Genomic DNA, 15,677 nt, shown 5'->3' with positions numbered 1-15,677 from the left:
GCACGCTTTGCATGACACATTGGCTCCATCGGCTGCGCTTGGCGCACAAGTTCTCTATTCTGGGTCTGATCGCTTTGGTGATGACCGCTATTCCACTCGCTTTGTACGCCGAGGATGTGCTGACGGAACTGCGCCAGGCACGCCAGGAAGCCCTGGGCATGCCCTCGCTGATGGCCGTCAATGCAGCCGTGCAACGCCTGCAGGTGCACCGCGGTACCTCCGCCGCCATGCTGGGCGGCGACAGCACCATGGCCGCGCGTCGGCCTGCGATCCGCGATGCTGTGAACCAGCATTTGAACCAAGCCCAGGCCGCGCTGCGTGAGGCCGAGGCACCCAGCGCCTTGCAGCAGCAACTGCAGCAGCTGGTGACAACCTGGCAAAGCCTGGAAAAAGCCGTGGACAGCCGCAGCATTGCCGCACCACAAAGCATGGCGCAGCACACCCAGCTGGTGGGCCAGTTGCTGCATCTGAATGAGGCGCTGCTGCACGCCTACAGCCTGAGCACCACGCCGCATGCCGACAACCAGGCGCTGATCCAGGCCGTGATGATGCAGGCCCCGCAGCTGACAGAAAACCTGGGCTTGCTGCGCGGCCAGGGTGCAGGCTTTTTGGCCCAAGGCCAGTTACCCCCTGAAAACCGCGGTGCGCTGCGGGCGCTGCAGCGCCGCGTGGTGGAGGTACAGGCCGCAGCGGGCTACTCCATCCAGCGCGCCATGGATTTGAACGCAGACTTTCGCACGCGCATGGCGCCGCAGGTCAAGCAGGTGGCCGCATTGACGAATGAGAGCCTCCAAATGGCCAAGGAGCAGTTGATTGAAGCGCCTGAGCTGACGCTGGCTGCCCCCCTCTTCTTTGACACGCTCACACGCACCATTGAGGCCGTCAACGCGCTGGTGACCGATGGCTCGGCACTGCTGGCTCAATCGCTGCGCGACGAAGAGCGGGCGCACCGCCAGCAACTCATCACCGTGCTGGCACTGATGGCCCTGGCGCTGCTGCTGGCCTTGGGCTTGGCGCTGGTGTTTGTGCGCTCTGTCACCGTGCCCTTGCGGCAAGCCGTGCAACTGGCGCAAGCGGTTTCTGAAGGGGATTTGAGTGGGAGCGACAGCCCCGTTGGCAGCAATGAAGTGGGCGAGTTGCTGCAGGCCCAGTACGCCATGCGGGCGCACTTGCGCCCCATGGTGGCGCAGGTGCGCAGCGGCGCCGACAGCGTGGCGCTGGCCAGCGCGGAGATTGCCCAAGGCAATATGGATCTGTCGGGCCGCACCGAACAGCAGGCCAGCGCGCTCGAAGAAACCGCGGCGTCCATGGAGCAGCTCAGCGCCACGGTGCGCAACAACGCCGACAACGCCCGCGAAGCCAGTTTGCTGGCCGGCGCGGCGCGCGATGTGGCGGTGCAGGGCGGCGATGTGGTGGCCCAGGTGGTGCAGACCATGCAGGGCATCAACGACAGCAGCCGCCAGATTGCCGACATCATCAGCGTGATCGATGGCATTGCCTTCCAGACCAACATCCTGGCGCTCAATGCCGCGGTGGAAGCCGCGCGGGCGGGTGAGCAGGGCCGCGGCTTTGCCGTGGTGGCCAGCGAAGTGCGCTCGCTGGCGCAGCGCAGCGCCGAGGCGGCCAAGCAGATCAAGCACCTGATCGACACCAGTGTCTCGCGGGTGGGTGAGGGGAATGTGCTGGTGCAAAAAGCCGGCAATACCATGGGCGATGTGGTGACGGCGATTCAGAAGGTCAACGACATCGTGTCGGCCATCAGCAGCGCCAGCCAGGAGCAGGCCAACGGGGTGGCGCAGGTGGGCGAAGCGGTCACGCAAATGGACCATGCCACGCAGCAAAACGCAGCCCTGGTCGAAGAAATGGCCGCCGCCGCCAACAGCCTGAACCTGCAAGGCCAGGAGCTGGTGCGCGCCGTTTCGCTCTTCCGCTGGGATGGCAGTGCAGCCAGCGAAGCCGTGCAGGGCCGATCTTCAGGCGCAGCGCATCGTGAGGCGCTGCAGTGGGCGTAACGCTCCGCAGCGCAGCGATAAAAAAAGGAGCCTGAGGGCTCCTTTTTTGTGGTGCGGCAACGAATGCGGTTGATCGTTAATGAGAGCGGCTGGCGTAGGTTGTATCAGCCATCGCAAGCCAAACCATGCGGAAAGCCTTTCAATGCAAGCGCTGCCTGCTCTTAATCTTGAAAGCCTAACGCTTTAAATAGCTCTGGAGGTAGTGGCCCGTGTGGCTGTCTGGATGGGCAGCCACCTGCTCGGGGGTGCCGGTGGTGACCACATAGCCACCGCCTGCGCCCCCTTCGGGGCCCATGTCGATGATCCAGTCCGCGGTTTTGATCACGTCGAGGTTGTGCTCAATCACCACGATGGTGTTGCCGGCATCGCGCAGCTGGTGCAGCACTTTGAGCAGCAGCTCCACATCGGCAAAGTGCAGGCCGGTGGTGGGCTCGTCCAGGATGTAGAGCGTGCGGCCGGTGTCGCGTTTGGACAGCTCTTGCGCCAGTTTCACGCGCTGGGCCTCCCCGCCCGAGAGCGTGGTGGCGCTTTGCCCCAGGCGGATATAGCCCAGCCCCACATCCAGCAGCGTTTGCAGCTTGCGCGCAATGCTGGGCACGTCTTTGAAAAAGGCGTGCGCGTCTTCCACGGTCATGCCCAGCACATCGGCAATGTTCTTGCCCTTCCACTGCACTTGCAGCGTTTCGCGGTTGTAGCGCTTGCCGTGGCAGATGTCGCAAGGCACATAAACATCGGGCAGAAAGTGCATTTCCACCTTGATCATGCCGTCGCCCTGGCAGGCCTCGCAGCGGCCGCCGGCCACGTTAAAGCTAAAGCGCCCGGGGCCGTAGCCGCGTTCGCGGGCGGTGCTGGTTTCGGTGAACAGTTCGCGGATGGGGGCAAACAAGCCGGTGTAGGTGGCTGGATTGCTGCGCGGTGTACGGCCAATCGGCGCCTGGTCGACGTTGATGACTTTGTCGAAGTACTGTAGCCCTTCCAAGGCCTGGAAGGGCGCCGGCTCCGTCCCTGCGCGGTGCAGCTGGCGGGCAACTTCGGCGTACAGCGTGTCATTGACCAAGGTGGATTTGCCCGAGCCAGACACCCCGGTCACACAGGTCAGCAGGCCCACGGGGAATTCCACCGTCACCGCTTGCAGATTGTGGCCGCTGGCTCCCACCACACGCAGGCTTTGCAGGGCGTGGTGGTGGGTTGCGGCTGCAGTGCCGGGCACCGACGGAAAGCCGCCTGCGGGTTGGGCGCTGGCATCCTCCACTTTCACGGGCAGCCAGGGCGTGCGCTTTGCGGGCACCGCAATGCATTTGGCGCCACTCAGATACTGGCCCGTGGGCGATTGTGGGTTGGCTTTGACCGCATCGAACGTACCCATGGCCATGACCTGGCCGCCATGCACCCCTGCGCCAGGGCCCATGTCGATCAGGCAGTCTGCGGCGCGCATCATGTCTTCGTCGTGCTCCACCACGATCACGCTGTTGCCAATATTGCGCAGGTGCTGCAGCGTGGCAATCAGGCGGTCGTTGTCGCGCTGGTGCAGGCCAATGCTGGGTTCGTCCAGCACATACATCACCCCCGTCAGGCCACTGCCAATTTGGCTGGCCAGGCGAATGCGTTGCGACTCTCCCCCCGACAGCGTGTCTGCGCTGCGGTCCAGGCTCAAATAGTTCAGTCCCACATCCAGCAAAAAGCGCAGGCGCGCGGCGATCTCGTGCACCACCTTCTCGGCAATATCGGCTTTGTTGCCTTGCAGTTTCAGCGTGGTGAACCATTGGTGCGCCTGCGCCAAGGTGCTGGCGTTGACCTGGTAGATGGCACGCGATTGCGCCCCTTCACCCACGCGCACAAAGCGTGCTTCACGGCGCAGCCGTGTGCCCTGGCAGTCGGGGCAGCAGCGTGTGCTGCGCAGGCGGGCCAAATCATCGCGGATGATTTGCGAGTCGGTCTCGCGCAGGCGGCGCGCCATGTTGGGAATCACGCCTTCGAACACATGTTCGACCACCGTGGGCTTGCCATCGCCTTCGTAGGTGAAGGCAATTTTTTCACTGCCAGAGCCCCAGAGCACCACTTTTTGTACCGCCGCTGGCCAGCTTTCAAACGGGGCCTCTACATCTTGGCCATAGTGCTGGGCAATGCTTTGCAGCAGGGTGAAATAGGTGCTGTTGCGGCGATCCCAACCATGGATGGCGCCATTGGCCACGCTGATCGAGGGGAATGGCACCACCTTGTCGGGGTCGAAATCATCGCTCACCCCCAGTCCATCGCAGGTGGGGCAGGCGCCCATGGGCGAGTTGAAGGAAAACAGGCGCGGCTCCAGCTCTTCCAGCGAATACGTGCACAGCGGGCAGGCAAAGCGGCTGCTGAAAACGTGCTCTTGGCCCGAATCCATGTCCACGGCCAGTACGCGGCCGCTGGCGGCTTCGCCCCCAATGCGCAGGGCTGCTTCCAGGCTTTCGGCCAAGCGCTGGTGCAGATCAGGGCGCACCTTGATGCGGTCCACCACCACGTCAATGTCGTGCTTCTGGTGCTTGTCCAGCGGTTGCAAATCCGCCGCATCCACCACATTGCCGTTGATGCGAAAGCGGATATAGCCTTGCGCCTGCATTTGCGCAAACAGCTCGGCAAAGTCGCCTTTGCGGCTGCGTGCCACGGGGGCGATCAGCATCAGCTTGGTGCCCTCTGGCAAGGCAAGGATGGCGTCCACCATCTGGCTGATGGTTTGCGCCTGCAGCGGCAAGTTGTGCTCGGGGCAATACGGCGTGCCCGCGCGGGCAAACAGCAGGCGCAGGTAGTCGTTGATCTCGGTGATCGTGCCCACCGTGGAGCGCGGGTTGTGGCTGGCGGCCTTTTGCTCAATCGCAATCGCGGGCGAGAGGCCCTCAATCAAATCGACATCGGGCTTGTCCAGCTGCCCCAGAAACTGGCGCGCATAGGCCGAGAGGCTTTCCACGTAGCGCCGCTGGCCTTCGGCATACAGCGTGTCAAACGCCAGACTGGACTTGCCAGAACCCGACAAGCCGGTGATCACCACCAGCTGGTTGCGGGGAATGTCCAGATCAATGTTTTTGAGGTTGTGCGTGCGAGCGCCGCGAATGCTGATGCGCGGATGCCCCATGGCTTGGCCCAGGTAGCGCCCTGTGGTGTCTGGCGCATCTGCTGGCAGGGAAGGTGTCGAAGCTGCAGTCACGAAGGAGCGAGGTGTAAGGGAAAAATCATCCATCATAGACACTTGGCCCAGCGCATGTGTAGCAGCGCTGCGCCCAATCACCGACAATAAGGGCTTGCTGCAGACCGGGCGTACTCGGTCTCGCAAGCCGCCACGTGCGGCTTTTTTGTGCCGTCCCCTTCTTGGTTTAGCGCGTGTCCCAAGCCCACAACGAATCCCTTTCTGCCACCCCCCAAGCTGCAGCCAGCAGCACGATGACCTCGCAAGAGCTGCGCGCCAGCGGCAGCTTGGCGTTGATTTTTGCGCTGCGCATGCTGGGGCTGTTTTTGGTGCTGCCGGTGTTTGCCCTAGAGGCCAGCAAGTACCCCGGCGGCAACGATGCCGCCATGGTGGGGCTGGCGATGGGGCTGTACGGGCTGACGCAGGCCGTGTTCCAGCTGCCGCTGGGCATGGCGTCCGACCGCTGGGGGCGCAAGCGCATCATCGTGGGCGGGCTGGCGGTGTTTGCGATTGGCAGCCTGGTGGCCGCGCTGGCAGATTCGCTGACTGGGCTGATGGTGGGCCGCGCTCTGCAAGGTGCGGGCGCCGTGTCGGCCGCCGTGACGGCGTTGATCTCCGATTTAACCCGCGACAGCGTGCGCACCAAGGCCATGGCCATGGTGGGAGGCTCCATCGGCTTGATGTTTGCACTGGCGTTGGTACTCAGCCCCCTGCTGGCGGCATGGGTGGGGCTGTCGGGCATTTTCGGGCTGACGTTTGCCCTGGCGCTGGCTGGCATTGCGGTGGTGCTGTGGGTGGTACCTGCTGAGCCTGCGCAACAAAGCAACGCCCCGCGTGGCCGCCCGGCAGAGTTGCTGCAACACAAGGATTTGCTGCGGTTGAATGCCGGGGTCTTCATCTTGCACACCGTGCAAATGGCCATGTGGGTGGCGGTGCCGGCCTTGCTGGTGTCTGCCGGGCTGGCCAAAGACGGGCACTGGAAGCTGTATTTGCCCGCGGTCGTGCTGTCGTTTGTGGCCATGGGCGGCCTGTTTTCCATGGAGCGCAAAGGCAAGCTGCGCGCCGCGCTGCTCGGCGCTATCGGCTTGGTGCTGGTGGTGCAAATCGGTCTGGGTGCCGTGGCGCAGGCCAGCAGCCAGCCCCCGCTGGCGCTGATGGGCGTGCTGATGTTCTTGTTCTTTGTCGGCTTTAACGTGCTGGAAGCCAGCCAGCCCAGCCTGGTCTCGCGCATGGCGCCCGCCCATTTGCGGGGCGCGGCCCTGGGGGCCTACAACACGCTGCAGTCGCTGGGCCTGTTTGCCGGGGGCTTTTTGGGCGGCGTGCTGGCCAAGTGGGGCGGCATGCCTGCGCTGTTTACCGCCACCACGGTGCTGATGGTGCTTTGGCTGGTGCTGACTTGGCCGCTGCGCCCGGTGGGGCGCCACGGATAGTTCAAAAACCCCAAAAACCATAGCTGCTAGCGCTTGCAAATAAATAACTTCAATATCAAAGCGACTTGAAGTTATTGAAATAAGCGCGCTATCAGCTATTGTTTTTTAGTCATCCGTCGCTCCAGCACCACGCGCTGCATGCGGGGAGCCCGCTCAAACTCAATCGGCGTGCAGGGCCTGAAAACATGCGTTAAGCTGCCTCTCCTGCGGCCTGTCGGAGGGGCTGTACTCACTTGATTTGGTTCGGGGCCTCCCCTTTATCGCCCGAACTACCAGCACAGGATTTTTCACCATGGCATCCGTCAATAAAGTCATCATCGTTGGCAATCTGGGTCGCGACCCTGAAATGCGCACCTTCCCCAGCGGGGACCAAGTGGCCAACGTCACCATCGCCACCACCGACCGCTGGCGCGACAAGAACACCGGTGAGAACAAAGAATCCACCGAGTGGCACCGCGTGGTGTTCAACGGCCGTCTGGCCGAGATCGTGGGTCAATACCTGCGCAAGGGCAGCCAAGTCTATGTAGAAGGCAGCCTGCGCACCCGCAAGTGGACCGACCAAGCCACCGGCCAAGAGCGTTACGCCACCGAAATCCGTGCCGACAGCATGCAAATGCTGGGCAGCCGCCAGGGTATGGGCGGCGGCCAGCAAAACCAAGGCTATGGCGATGATGCCGGTTATGGCGACAGCGGTGGCTACGAAGCGCCCCGCCGTCAGGCCCCCGCCCCCGCAGCGCGCCCAGCGCCTGCCCAGCGCATGGCACCGCCCGCGGCAGCCCCTGCACCCATGGCGCCACCTCCCCAGCGTGCTGCGTCGGGCTTTGACGATATGGATGACGATATCCCGTTTTAAAAGCGTTCCCCCAAGCACTGCCCACCGGGCGCTGCCCAAGACAAGCCCATGTGAGTGATCGCATGGGCTTTTTTAGTCCAGGGTATTTGCGGGGGTTTAGGGGGCAAAGGCTTCGCCCTGTGAGTTTCTGGGAGAGACTGCGGCTCTTTCCTCCGTTTTATTGTCAGCGTATCTCTGCCGATGTTTTCTCTCTACGCCAGTGAGTGGCGCCGCTTGCTAGAAGGCTTTGATGCCGCGCCCCGTGCAGCACTGGCACGTGTTGCCCAGTCCCACAACGAAATTTTGGCCCAGCATTTTTACCGGGTGATGCTGGAGGACGAAACCGCTGCAGGCATGCTCTCCCATGAGCAAGTGCATACGCGTTTGATGGCCTCCATGCGCCAATGGATCTTGCAGGTCTTGGGTGCCCAGCCTGAAGACGATTTGGAAGCCTTGGTGGCGCACCAAATCAAAATTGGCGAGGTGCATGCGCGCATTGATGTGCCGGTGCATGTGGTGCTGCGTGGCGCCCGAAGCTTGAAAGAAGGCTTGCGCGCCGCTTTGCAGCAAGAGGCGGTCGCTGGGCAGTACCAGGTCATGCAATTGGCCAGCACGGTGATTGACCATGCCATGGAGCTGATGTCGCAAGGCTATGTCGTGTCGCGCGACAGCAACTCGCGCACCCAAGAGGCCTACCGCCTGTTCACCATGACGCAAAACTTGGCCACGGTGCGTGAACAGCGTCGTGCAGAGTTGCTGGACTGGGAAAACCAGTGTCTGTATTTGCACGCCATGGGCGCCGAAAGCCAGCCCTTGAGTAGCTTGGCCACCTCAGACTTTGGCCTGTGGTTTCGCCATAAAGGGGTGGATGTTTTTCATGGGGCTCCAGCCTGTCAGAGCATTCTGGAAGCCATGGAGCGCATCGATACCGAGCTTTTACCTGCGCTGATGAAAGCCAAGGGTGCAGCAGTCACCGCGCCTTTGCTGCAACTTCGAGAGCAGGCGCGGCATATCGCCATGAGTTTGGAGGGATTGTTTGCGCAGAACACCGAACTGGATGCCGGGCGTGATGTGCTCACGCAATTGCTCAATCGCAAATTTCTGCCAGTGGTGCTCACGAAAGAAGTGCAGTATGCGCGCCAGAATGCCTCGGTCTTTAGCGTCGTGAGCGTGGACATTGATCACTTCAAAAAAGTGAATGACCAATATGGCCACGAAGGGGGCGATATGGTGCTGCAGCAAGCCGCGACGGTGCTGGGTAACAACATCCGTGGGGGAGACTATTTATTCCGCTTGGGCGGGGAAGAATTTTTGCTGTTGCTGGTGGATACGTCGTTGAATGGTGCGGTCAGTGTGGCCGAGAAGTTGCGCGCGCAGATTGAGCGAGAAGTCTTTCATCTGCCGCAGAACCAACACTGCAGCATCACCATCAGCGCAGGCATTGCAACCTTTGACGGCCATCCTGACTATCAGCGGATCTTGCGCCAAAGCGATGAGGCGCTGTACCGTGCCAAGGCAGCAGGGCGCAACCGCGTAGTGATCGCTTAAGCCCCCAAGCAAAAAAACCTGCAGCATGCTGCAGGTTTTTTTGTAGGTGCATGGGTTTAACGCAGGTTCAGCACATCAAACATGTCGAACTGGCCGGTGCGTTGGCCGGCCAAAAAACGCACGGCGCGCAGGCTGCCGTCTGCATAGCCAGCACGGCTGCTGGACTTGTGGGAGATTTCTACGCGCTCACCAGTGCCGGCAAACAGCACCGTGTGGTCGCCCACGATATCGCCGCCGCGTACGGTGGCAAAACCGATGGTGTTTTCCTTGCGCTCGCCGGTGTGGCCAAAGCGCTCATACACCGCGCGATCTTCCAGTTGGGTACCCTGGGCTTCGGCAATCACCTCTCCCATCTTGATGGCCGTGCCCGACGGCGCATCTACCTTGTGCTTGTGGTGCGCCTCGACGATTTCAATGTCATAGCCTGTGTTCAAGGCCTTGGCGGCCATTTCCAGCAGCTTGAGGGTGACGTTCACACCCACGCTCATGTTGGGAGCCAGCATGATGGCTGTTTTTTGCGCAAAAGCCGCAATTTCGGCCTTTTGGGCATCGTTAAAGCCGGTGGTGCCAATCACCACCTTGACCCCTAGTTCAGCGCACACGGCCAAATGGGCCATCGTGCCTTCGGGACGGGTGAAGTCAATCAGAAAGTCGGCCTTGGACAGCGCGCTGCGCAGGTCGCTTTCGATGATGGCGCCGCTGGACTGGCCCAAAAAAGCGGCCGCATCGGTGCCCAGTGCAGGGCTGCCAGGCAGATCCAAAGCCGCCGTCAGCACGCAGTCGCTGCTGTGTTGAATGGCTTCCACCAGCATGCGGCCCATGCGGCCAGATGCACCAGCAACAGCCACGCGCAAGGGGGAGGAAGAGGTCGAGGTCATAACAATCCAGTCAGGGTATCAAACGCACAAGGCCGCTCTGGCACCCAAGGGCGGAGCGGCCTGTAGACAGCACAGGGTTACACGAAAGCTCAGCGGCTTTCCAAGGGCGGGTAGCTGCGCTGGGGCTGGGGGGCCTGCGCAGCAGTGTCATCGGCCGCCTTTTTCGCCACAGGGAATTTGGCCAACTGTGCTTCGGTGGCTTGCAACTCAGGCACCTTGATCTTGCCGGTAGGCTTGCCCAACGTTGCGACAAACTCAGCTTCCGACGGCATTTCATCGCCTTCAGCGCGCACAAAACGCTCGCCCTCGAAGAACACCGTCAGCTTGCGGCTTTGCGCTTGCACGCCTTGGCGCTTGATGGTGAATACATATTCCCAACGGTCTGCGTGAAACACGCTGGTCACCAAAGGCGTCCCCAAAATTTCACGCACCTGCTGGCGGCTCATGCCGGGCTGCAGGGCTTGGACTTGTTCACTGGAGACAAAATTGCCTTGCACCACTTCCACCTTGTAAGGGGTGATGGCGCTCATGGCGTTACGTGTGCTTTCGCCAATGCTGCTGCATGCAGCCAAGAGTGAGGCGAGAGACAGAGTCAGCGCCACCCGAAGGCGACAACGAGCTTGTACATGCATGGGTAATAAGCCAAGGATATGATCTGCCCCATTGTAGCGGCAGGTTTCGCTTGGACTGATGCACGACGCGTCAGCCCGTATTCGGGCTGTTTTGATGTCAGACACGAGTGTCGTAAGCTTGTGCCAGACACCCACTCTCTACTTATGCCATGAAGAATATTGACGACCTTAAAAATACGGGCCTGAAAGCGACATTGCCGCGTCTGAAAATTTTGGAGATTTTCCAAACGGGCAAACAACGCCACATGACAGCGGAAGATGTGTTCCGTGTCCTGCTGGATGAGCGCTCGGACATCGGTTTGGCGACGGTGTACCGGGTGCTGACGCAGTTTGAGCAGGCTGGTATTTTGCTGCGCAGCAATTTTGAGAGTGGCAAAGCGGTGTACGAGCTCAATGAGGGGCAGCACCACGATCACTTTGTTTGCACCGCGTGTGGCAAGGTGGAAGAGTTTTACGACCCGGAAATTGAAAAGCGTCAGCAGATGATTGCAGACCAAATGGGCTGGAGCATCCAGGATCACTCCATGTCGCTCTATGGGCAATGCGCAGATTGCGTAACCCGTATTCCCAAGCGTTAATCGCTGGCGGTGGGGGCTCCATAAAAAAGGCATCCATCATGGATGCCTTTTTGGTTTGTCCTGCCCGCATCCGTGATCAGTGTGCAGCGCCTTTGCCCATGTCACGCTCCATGGCCTTGCGGTGGCGCTCTACAAATTCTTGGTAGGTATCAATGCCGCGCAATTGCAAAATGCTGTTGCGCACAGCAGCCTCCACCAGCACGGCAATATTGCGCCCTGCCGTCACAGGGATCACCACTTTGCGCACCAGAATACCGAGTACGTCTTGTGTAAGTGGCTCTTGGGGCAAGCGTTCGTACTCGCGCTCCATGGTCTCTTTGCGCACCAAGTGCACAATCAGTTTGAGGCGCATTTTGCGGCGCACTGCGGTTTCACCAAAGATGGCACGAATATCTAGCAGGCCAATCCCGCGCACTTCCAGCAGGTTTTGCAGCAGCTCTGGGCACTTGCCTTCGATGGTGGTCTGGTTGATGCGATAGAGATCCACCGCATCATCGGCCACCAAACCATTCCCCCGGGTGATCAGCTCCAGCCCCAACTCGCTTTTGCCCAGGCCGGATTCGCCCGTAATCATCACGCCCATGCCCAAGATATCCATGAACACGCCGTGCATGGTGGTGCGGTCCGCAAAGTGCTTGGACAGGTAGGCGCGCAGCACATCGATCACAAAGGCAGAGGCCTCGGTGGTCGAAAACATGGGGATCTGCGCCTGCTCACACATGGTGAGCAGTGCTTGGGGCGCAGTCTGCCCGTCTGCCAGCACCAAGACGGGAGGCTCCAGCTTCACTATGCGGGCAATGCGGCGGGCGCAATCTTCGTCGGTGGCATTTTGCAGATAGGCCACTTCGCGCTCGCCCAGCACTTGCAGGCGGTAAGGATGGATGTAGTTAAGGTAACCGACCAAGTCGGCGCCCGAGCGTGCAGAGCGCACCGCCATCTCATCGAAGCGGCGCTCGGACGCGCCAAGGCCTGCTTGCCACTCCCAGCGTAAAGTGTCGCGAAAAGCTTCGAAGAGCCGGTTGGCATTAATGGCTTTGTGGCGCATGGGCAGTGCCTCAGAAGCTTGCACGCCTTGGGCGGGCAAGCAAGGGGTTCAATTAAGAGGCGGCAGCGGCCGAGGTCCAGCCTGCAATCAATTGGTGCAATGCCGTTGCATCGGTGGAGGCTTTGAGGGATTCGCGCAAATGGCTGTCGCTGAGCAGTTCTGCAATCTCCGACAGAATTTCCAGGTGCTGCTGCGTTGCGGCTTCGGGTACCAGCAGGAAAATCAGCAGTTGCACAGGTTGCTCATCCGGTGCGTCAAAGCCGATTGAGCGTGCCAGCTGGAACACAGCTGCCATCGGGGCCTTCAAGCCCTTGATGCGCCCATGCGGGATGGCAACGCCGTGACCCAAACCGGTGGAGCCCAGGCGTTCGCGGGCGAACAGGCTATCGGTAATCAGCGCGCGAGACAGGCCATGCAGCCCTTCGAACAGGAGACCTGCTTCTTCAAAAGCGCGTTTTTTGCTGGTGGCATCTACGCTCACGAGCACTTGAGCGGGCGACAGGATGGAGGCAAGACGGTTCATGTGGAAACTATTATGCATTGCACACACCAGAAACGGGACTCCAGTGCGTTAGAGCAAAAAGGCCGCCAGTAGGCGGCCTGTCACTTAGGACTTTACCTAAATCTTTGCCCGAGCAAAAGATACTTCGTTTCAGGCCAATGCCGTCATGGCTAATTCACGCTTGACAGGCGCGTTGCGCCAACCTTGGATACGCGTTTTGTGGCTCACGATTTGGCGGTCGAGTTTGTCCACCAGTTCATCAATCGCGGCATACAGGTTCAGGTGTTTGCTGCCAGCGTGCAGGGCGTTGCCTTTGACGTGAATGCTGCATTCCACACGCTGGCGGCGCTCTTTCTGGGCTTCATTGTGTTTGGAGAGCAGAACCTTGACGTGAATCACCTGATCAAAGTGGCGCAGCACACGCTCTAGCTTGGCCATGACGTAAGCGCGCAAGGCGGGGCTAACTTCCAAATGGTGGCCGCTGATAGTCAAGTTCATAAAACAACCTCCTGTGCTTTCAGGTTTTCCAAGCAATTTCACACAGTCTGTGCTGGGCGAGGGGTGGCGGTTGAATGCGCATTCATCGCTTGCGGTTCACTATGCGCCTGTGTGAACAAGTGTGCAACGGCATTTCGGTACGCTTTGCTGGGAAATGGTGCGCTGGCAGACGCATCCACCAAAACGGCGCAAAATGAGGTGTTTTTGCTGATGACGGCTGCCAAGGCGGCAGCTCGTCAATCATGATCGGCATCGACATCGAAGCAGTCGAGATTGTCCGCTTTGTGCGCGGCAGTCAGGCTCTAAAATCCCGTATCGGCGCAATGCCTGCCCTCTGGGAGGGTGGTGGTTTTGCATCGTTTCGAATTCTTTTTGTCTGCCCTCTCATGACACAGCCCACGACTTCCGCTTTGCACACCTCCAACATCACTTCCCTGCGGCTACTGGCGCGCGGCAAGGTGCGTGACAACTACGCCGTGGGCGATGACCGCATCTTGATGGTGGCATCGGACCGTCTGTCGGCCTTTGACGTCATCATGGGCGAGCCCATCCCCGGCAAGGGCGTGCTGCTGACGCAGATGGCGCTGTTCTGGTTCGACAAGCTGGGCCACATCTGCCCCAATCACCTGACCGGCGAAGCGCCCGAGTCCGTGGTCACACCCGAGGAAGTCAAGCAGGTGGAAGGCCGCTCCATGCTGGTCAAACGCCTCAAGCCGGTGATGATTGAAGCGGTGGTGCGCGGCTATCTGGCTGGCAGCGGCTGGAAGGAATACCAGGAATCGCAAGCGGTCTGCGGTGTGAAGCTGCCCGCTGGCTTGGTGAATTCGGCCAAGTTGCCCGAGCCCATCTACACCCCCGCCGCCAAGGCTGAAATGGGTGACCACGACGAAAACATCACCTACGAGCGCACGGTGGAGATGGTGGGCGAAGAGCTGGCTTCCAAGATTCGTGACACCGCCATTCGCATCTACAAGGAAGCAGCAGACATCGCCTTGACCAAGGGCCTGATCATTGCCGATACCAAGTTTGAATTTGGCCTGACTGAAGACGGCGAGCTGGTGCTGATGGACGAAGTGCTGACGCCCGACAGCTCGCGCTACTGGCCCGTGGAAGGTTATGAAGAAGCACTGAAGGCGGGTGTGAACCCCCCCAGCTACGACAAGCAGTTTGTGCGCGACTGGCTGGAGCAGGCCAAGGTCAATGGCCGCTTGTGGGACAAGACAGCGCCTGCGCCGCGCCTGCCCCAGGAGGTGATCGAGAAGACCGCTGCCAAGTACCGTGAAGCGCTGGAGCGCCTGATGGCCTGAGCGTGGATGGCCGCTATGACCGGCCCCAGCAGATGCGAAAAAGCAGCCGCGAGGCTGCTTTTTTTATGGGCTGCATTCCATGCAAGATTTAAAAAGAAGAGCTGCTTGCGCTGGATGGACAATGTTTTCAATATGAAAAGCATTGAAAAAGCAGGTAATCAAAGCGCTGGCAGCTACTTTTTTTAGCGGGCTAGCGCCGTGCAGGCGGGCCTTGCAGCGCAGCCACCATGTCCATGGTCAGTTTGCGCAGGGCTTGCCAGCTGTCACGCGGCCAGCCATCGGCGGGCAGGCCTTTGACGATGCCATCTACCACGTGGGCGGAATGCAGCAGGCGCACCGCGGCGTTGGGGGTGAGGCGCGGCACCACGCGCTCGAACAGCTTTTCCTTGGTACCCCAGATGCGCAGACTGCGCAGCACCATGGGCAGTGGCTGGCCGCTGGCTTGGGCGTTTTTGACGCGCTGCAGGTTGCGGATGTCTTCTGCCAACGTCCAGTGCACCAGCACCTCGGCCGTGCCTTCGGCCTGCAGACCGTCCAGCATGCGCATGGCGCGTGTCAGATTGCCTGAGAGGATGGCTTTCGACAGCTTGAACACGTCATAGCGCGCCACGTTCAGCACGGCTTGCTCCACCACTTCAAAGCTCAACTCACCCTCGGGCTGCAGCAGGCCGAGCTTCTGGATCTCCTGGTGGGCGGCCAGCAGGTTGCCTTCTACCCGGTCGGCGAAAAACTGCAGCGTGCGCTGGCCATCCTCGCCCGAGGCGACACGCTGGTTCTGGCGTGCCAGGCGCTGGGCAATCCACTGCGGCAGCGCGGCGCGCTCAATCGGGTCGATCTGAATGGTGGCGCCATGCGCCTCCAGCGCGGCAAACCAGGCACCTTTTTTGGTGGCGGCATCCAGGCGCGGCAAGGTGACGATGGTCAGCGTGTTCTCGTCGTGCGCCGTATGGGCGGCCAACTGCTGGATGGCCACGCTGCCGTCTTTGCCGGGCTTGCCGGAAGGAATGCGCAGCTCCACCAGCTGCTTGTCGGCAAACAGGCTCAGGCTGCCGCCAGCGGCCAGTACCGTGCTCCAGTCAAAGTGCGCGCCTTGCACGGTGTGCACGCTGCGCTCGGTATGGCCCGCTGCGCGGGCAGCGGCGCGAATGGCATCGGCCGCCTCTTGCAGCTGCAGCGGCTCATCGCCGTGCAAGGTGTACAAAGGCCGCAGACCCTTGGTGAGGTGTGCGGCCAGTTGGTTCAGTGCCAGTTGCATGGG

General features: G+C 60.8%; 13 protein-coding genes. 6 read left to right on the top strand and 7 right to left on the bottom strand.

Going from position 1 to position 15,677, the window contains the following annotated elements; all coding sequences use genetic code 11:
- Window positions 1–11 precede the first annotated feature (11 nt).
- The gene (locus B3R00_RS08180; RefSeq protein ID WP_286998576.1) at window positions 12–2,012 is read left to right on the top strand and encodes a methyl-accepting chemotaxis protein; all 2,001 of its coding nucleotides are present in this window, start codon (window positions 12–14) and stop codon (window positions 2,010–2,012) included.
- 175 nt (window positions 2,013–2,187) lie between these two features.
- On the opposite strand, the gene uvrA is transcribed toward B3R00_RS08180, so the two are convergent.
- On the bottom strand, window positions 2,188–5,118 hold the full coding sequence (uvrA, locus tag B3R00_RS08175) for an excinuclease ABC subunit UvrA (RefSeq protein ID WP_286998687.1): 2,931 nt from the start codon (window positions 5,116–5,118) through the stop codon (window positions 2,188–2,190).
- A 305-nt stretch (window positions 5,119–5,423) separates the two neighbouring features.
- Between uvrA and B3R00_RS08170 the strand changes: the two genes are divergently transcribed.
- From B3R00_RS08170 to B3R00_RS08160, 3 genes are all read left to right on the top strand, one after another.
- Complete coding sequence (locus B3R00_RS08170; RefSeq protein ID WP_286998686.1) at window positions 5,424–6,599, top strand: MFS transporter; 1,176 nt, start codon at window positions 5,424–5,426, stop codon at window positions 6,597–6,599.
- Window positions 6,600–6,891: 292 nt separating this feature from the next.
- Complete coding sequence (gene ssb / locus B3R00_RS08165; protein ID WP_219163171.1) at window positions 6,892–7,452, top strand: single-stranded DNA-binding protein; 561 nt, start codon at window positions 6,892–6,894, stop codon at window positions 7,450–7,452.
- A gap of 180 nt (window positions 7,453–7,632) precedes the next feature.
- A complete protein-coding gene (locus tag B3R00_RS08160; protein WP_286998575.1) occupies window positions 7,633–8,979 on the top strand; it encodes a diguanylate cyclase in 1,347 nt (448 codons plus the stop codon).
- A gap of 56 nt (window positions 8,980–9,035) precedes the next feature.
- On the opposite strand, the gene dapB is transcribed toward B3R00_RS08160, so the two are convergent.
- Both dapB and B3R00_RS08150 read right to left on the bottom strand, forming a co-directional pair.
- The gene (dapB, locus tag B3R00_RS08155; protein ID WP_286998574.1) at window positions 9,036–9,857 is read right to left on the bottom strand and encodes a 4-hydroxy-tetrahydrodipicolinate reductase; all 822 of its coding nucleotides are present in this window, start codon (window positions 9,855–9,857) and stop codon (window positions 9,036–9,038) included.
- An 89-nt stretch (window positions 9,858–9,946) separates the two neighbouring features.
- On the bottom strand, window positions 9,947–10,489 hold the full coding sequence (locus B3R00_RS08150; RefSeq protein WP_219163119.1) for an outer membrane protein assembly factor BamE: 543 nt from the start codon (window positions 10,487–10,489) through the stop codon (window positions 9,947–9,949).
- A gap of 149 nt (window positions 10,490–10,638) precedes the next feature.
- Between B3R00_RS08150 and fur the strand changes: the two genes are divergently transcribed.
- The gene (gene fur / locus B3R00_RS08145; RefSeq protein ID WP_284213699.1) at window positions 10,639–11,067 is read left to right on the top strand and encodes a ferric iron uptake transcriptional regulator; all 429 of its coding nucleotides are present in this window, start codon (window positions 10,639–10,641) and stop codon (window positions 11,065–11,067) included.
- 76 nt (window positions 11,068–11,143) lie between these two features.
- Here fur and hprK read toward each other — a convergent pair whose 3' ends face one another.
- The 3 genes from hprK to hpf form a co-directional block, all read right to left on the bottom strand.
- Window positions 11,144–12,112, bottom strand: a complete 969-nt coding sequence (gene hprK / locus B3R00_RS08140) for an HPr(Ser) kinase/phosphatase (RefSeq protein WP_174863556.1) — start codon at window positions 12,110–12,112, stop codon at window positions 11,144–11,146.
- A 52-nt stretch (window positions 12,113–12,164) separates the two neighbouring features.
- Window positions 12,165–12,635 carry a PTS sugar transporter subunit IIA gene (locus B3R00_RS08135; RefSeq protein ID WP_219163115.1) on the bottom strand — a complete coding sequence of 157 codons (471 nt, stop codon included), beginning with the start codon at window positions 12,633–12,635 and terminating at the stop codon, window positions 12,165–12,167.
- A 129-nt stretch (window positions 12,636–12,764) separates the two neighbouring features.
- Window positions 12,765–13,112, bottom strand: coding sequence for a ribosome hibernation-promoting factor, HPF/YfiA family (gene hpf, locus B3R00_RS08130; RefSeq protein WP_219163113.1), 348 nt, complete (start codon window positions 13,110–13,112; stop codon window positions 12,765–12,767).
- 386 nt (window positions 13,113–13,498) lie between these two features.
- Between hpf and B3R00_RS08125 the strand changes: the two genes are divergently transcribed.
- Window positions 13,499–14,419 (top strand): phosphoribosylaminoimidazolesuccinocarboxamide synthase, encoded by a 921-nt coding sequence (locus B3R00_RS08125; RefSeq protein ID WP_284213701.1) that lies wholly within the window; start codon window positions 13,499–13,501, stop codon window positions 14,417–14,419.
- Window positions 14,420–14,609: 190 nt separating this feature from the next.
- Here the strand turns inward: B3R00_RS08125 and holA are convergent, their stop codons facing one another.
- Complete coding sequence (gene holA / locus B3R00_RS08120) at window positions 14,610–15,674, bottom strand: DNA polymerase III subunit delta (RefSeq protein ID WP_286998571.1); 1,065 nt, start codon at window positions 15,672–15,674, stop codon at window positions 14,610–14,612.
- Between the last annotated feature and the right edge of the window lie 3 nt (window positions 15,675–15,677).

The sequence above is a fragment of the Comamonas sp. UBA7840 genome (assembly GCF_002501455.1).
GTDB classification, from domain to species: Bacteria; Pseudomonadota; Gammaproteobacteria; order Burkholderiales; family Burkholderiaceae_C; genus Comamonas; species Comamonas jiangduensis.
This window is presented reverse-complemented; position numbering and strand designations above follow the sequence as displayed.

Bases quoted from the DNA above. Each gene is read 5' to 3' on its own strand.
- B3R00_RS08180 (WP_286998576.1), top strand. From the start codon at position 12: ATGACACATTGGCTCCATCGGCTGCGCTTGGCGCACAAGTTCTCTATT.
- uvrA (WP_286998687.1), bottom strand. From the start codon at position 5,118: ATGGGGCATCCGCGCATCAGCATTCGCGGCGCTCGCACGCACAACCTC.
- B3R00_RS08170 (WP_286998686.1), top strand. From the start codon at position 5,424: ATGACCTCGCAAGAGCTGCGCGCCAGCGGCAGCTTGGCGTTGATTTTT.
- ssb (WP_219163171.1), top strand. From the start codon at position 6,892: ATGGCATCCGTCAATAAAGTCATCATCGTTGGCAATCTGGGTCGCGAC.
- B3R00_RS08160 (WP_286998575.1), top strand. From the start codon at position 7,633: ATGTTTTCTCTCTACGCCAGTGAGTGGCGCCGCTTGCTAGAAGGCTTT.
- dapB (WP_286998574.1), bottom strand. From the start codon at position 9,857: ATGACCTCGACCTCTTCCTCCCCCTTGCGCGTGGCTGTTGCTGGTGCA.
- B3R00_RS08150 (WP_219163119.1), bottom strand. From the start codon at position 10,489: ATGCATGTACAAGCTCGTTGTCGCCTTCGGGTGGCGCTGACTCTGTCT.
- fur (WP_284213699.1), top strand. From the start codon at position 10,639: ATGAAGAATATTGACGACCTTAAAAATACGGGCCTGAAAGCGACATTG.
- hprK (WP_174863556.1), bottom strand. From the start codon at position 12,112: ATGCGCCACAAAGCCATTAATGCCAACCGGCTCTTCGAAGCTTTTCGC.
- B3R00_RS08135 (WP_219163115.1), bottom strand. From the start codon at position 12,635: ATGAACCGTCTTGCCTCCATCCTGTCGCCCGCTCAAGTGCTCGTGAGC.
- hpf (WP_219163113.1), bottom strand. From the start codon at position 13,112: ATGAACTTGACTATCAGCGGCCACCATTTGGAAGTTAGCCCCGCCTTG.
- B3R00_RS08125 (WP_284213701.1), top strand. From the start codon at position 13,499: ATGACACAGCCCACGACTTCCGCTTTGCACACCTCCAACATCACTTCC.
- holA (WP_286998571.1), bottom strand. From the start codon at position 15,674: ATGCAACTGGCACTGAACCAACTGGCCGCACACCTCACCAAGGGTCTG.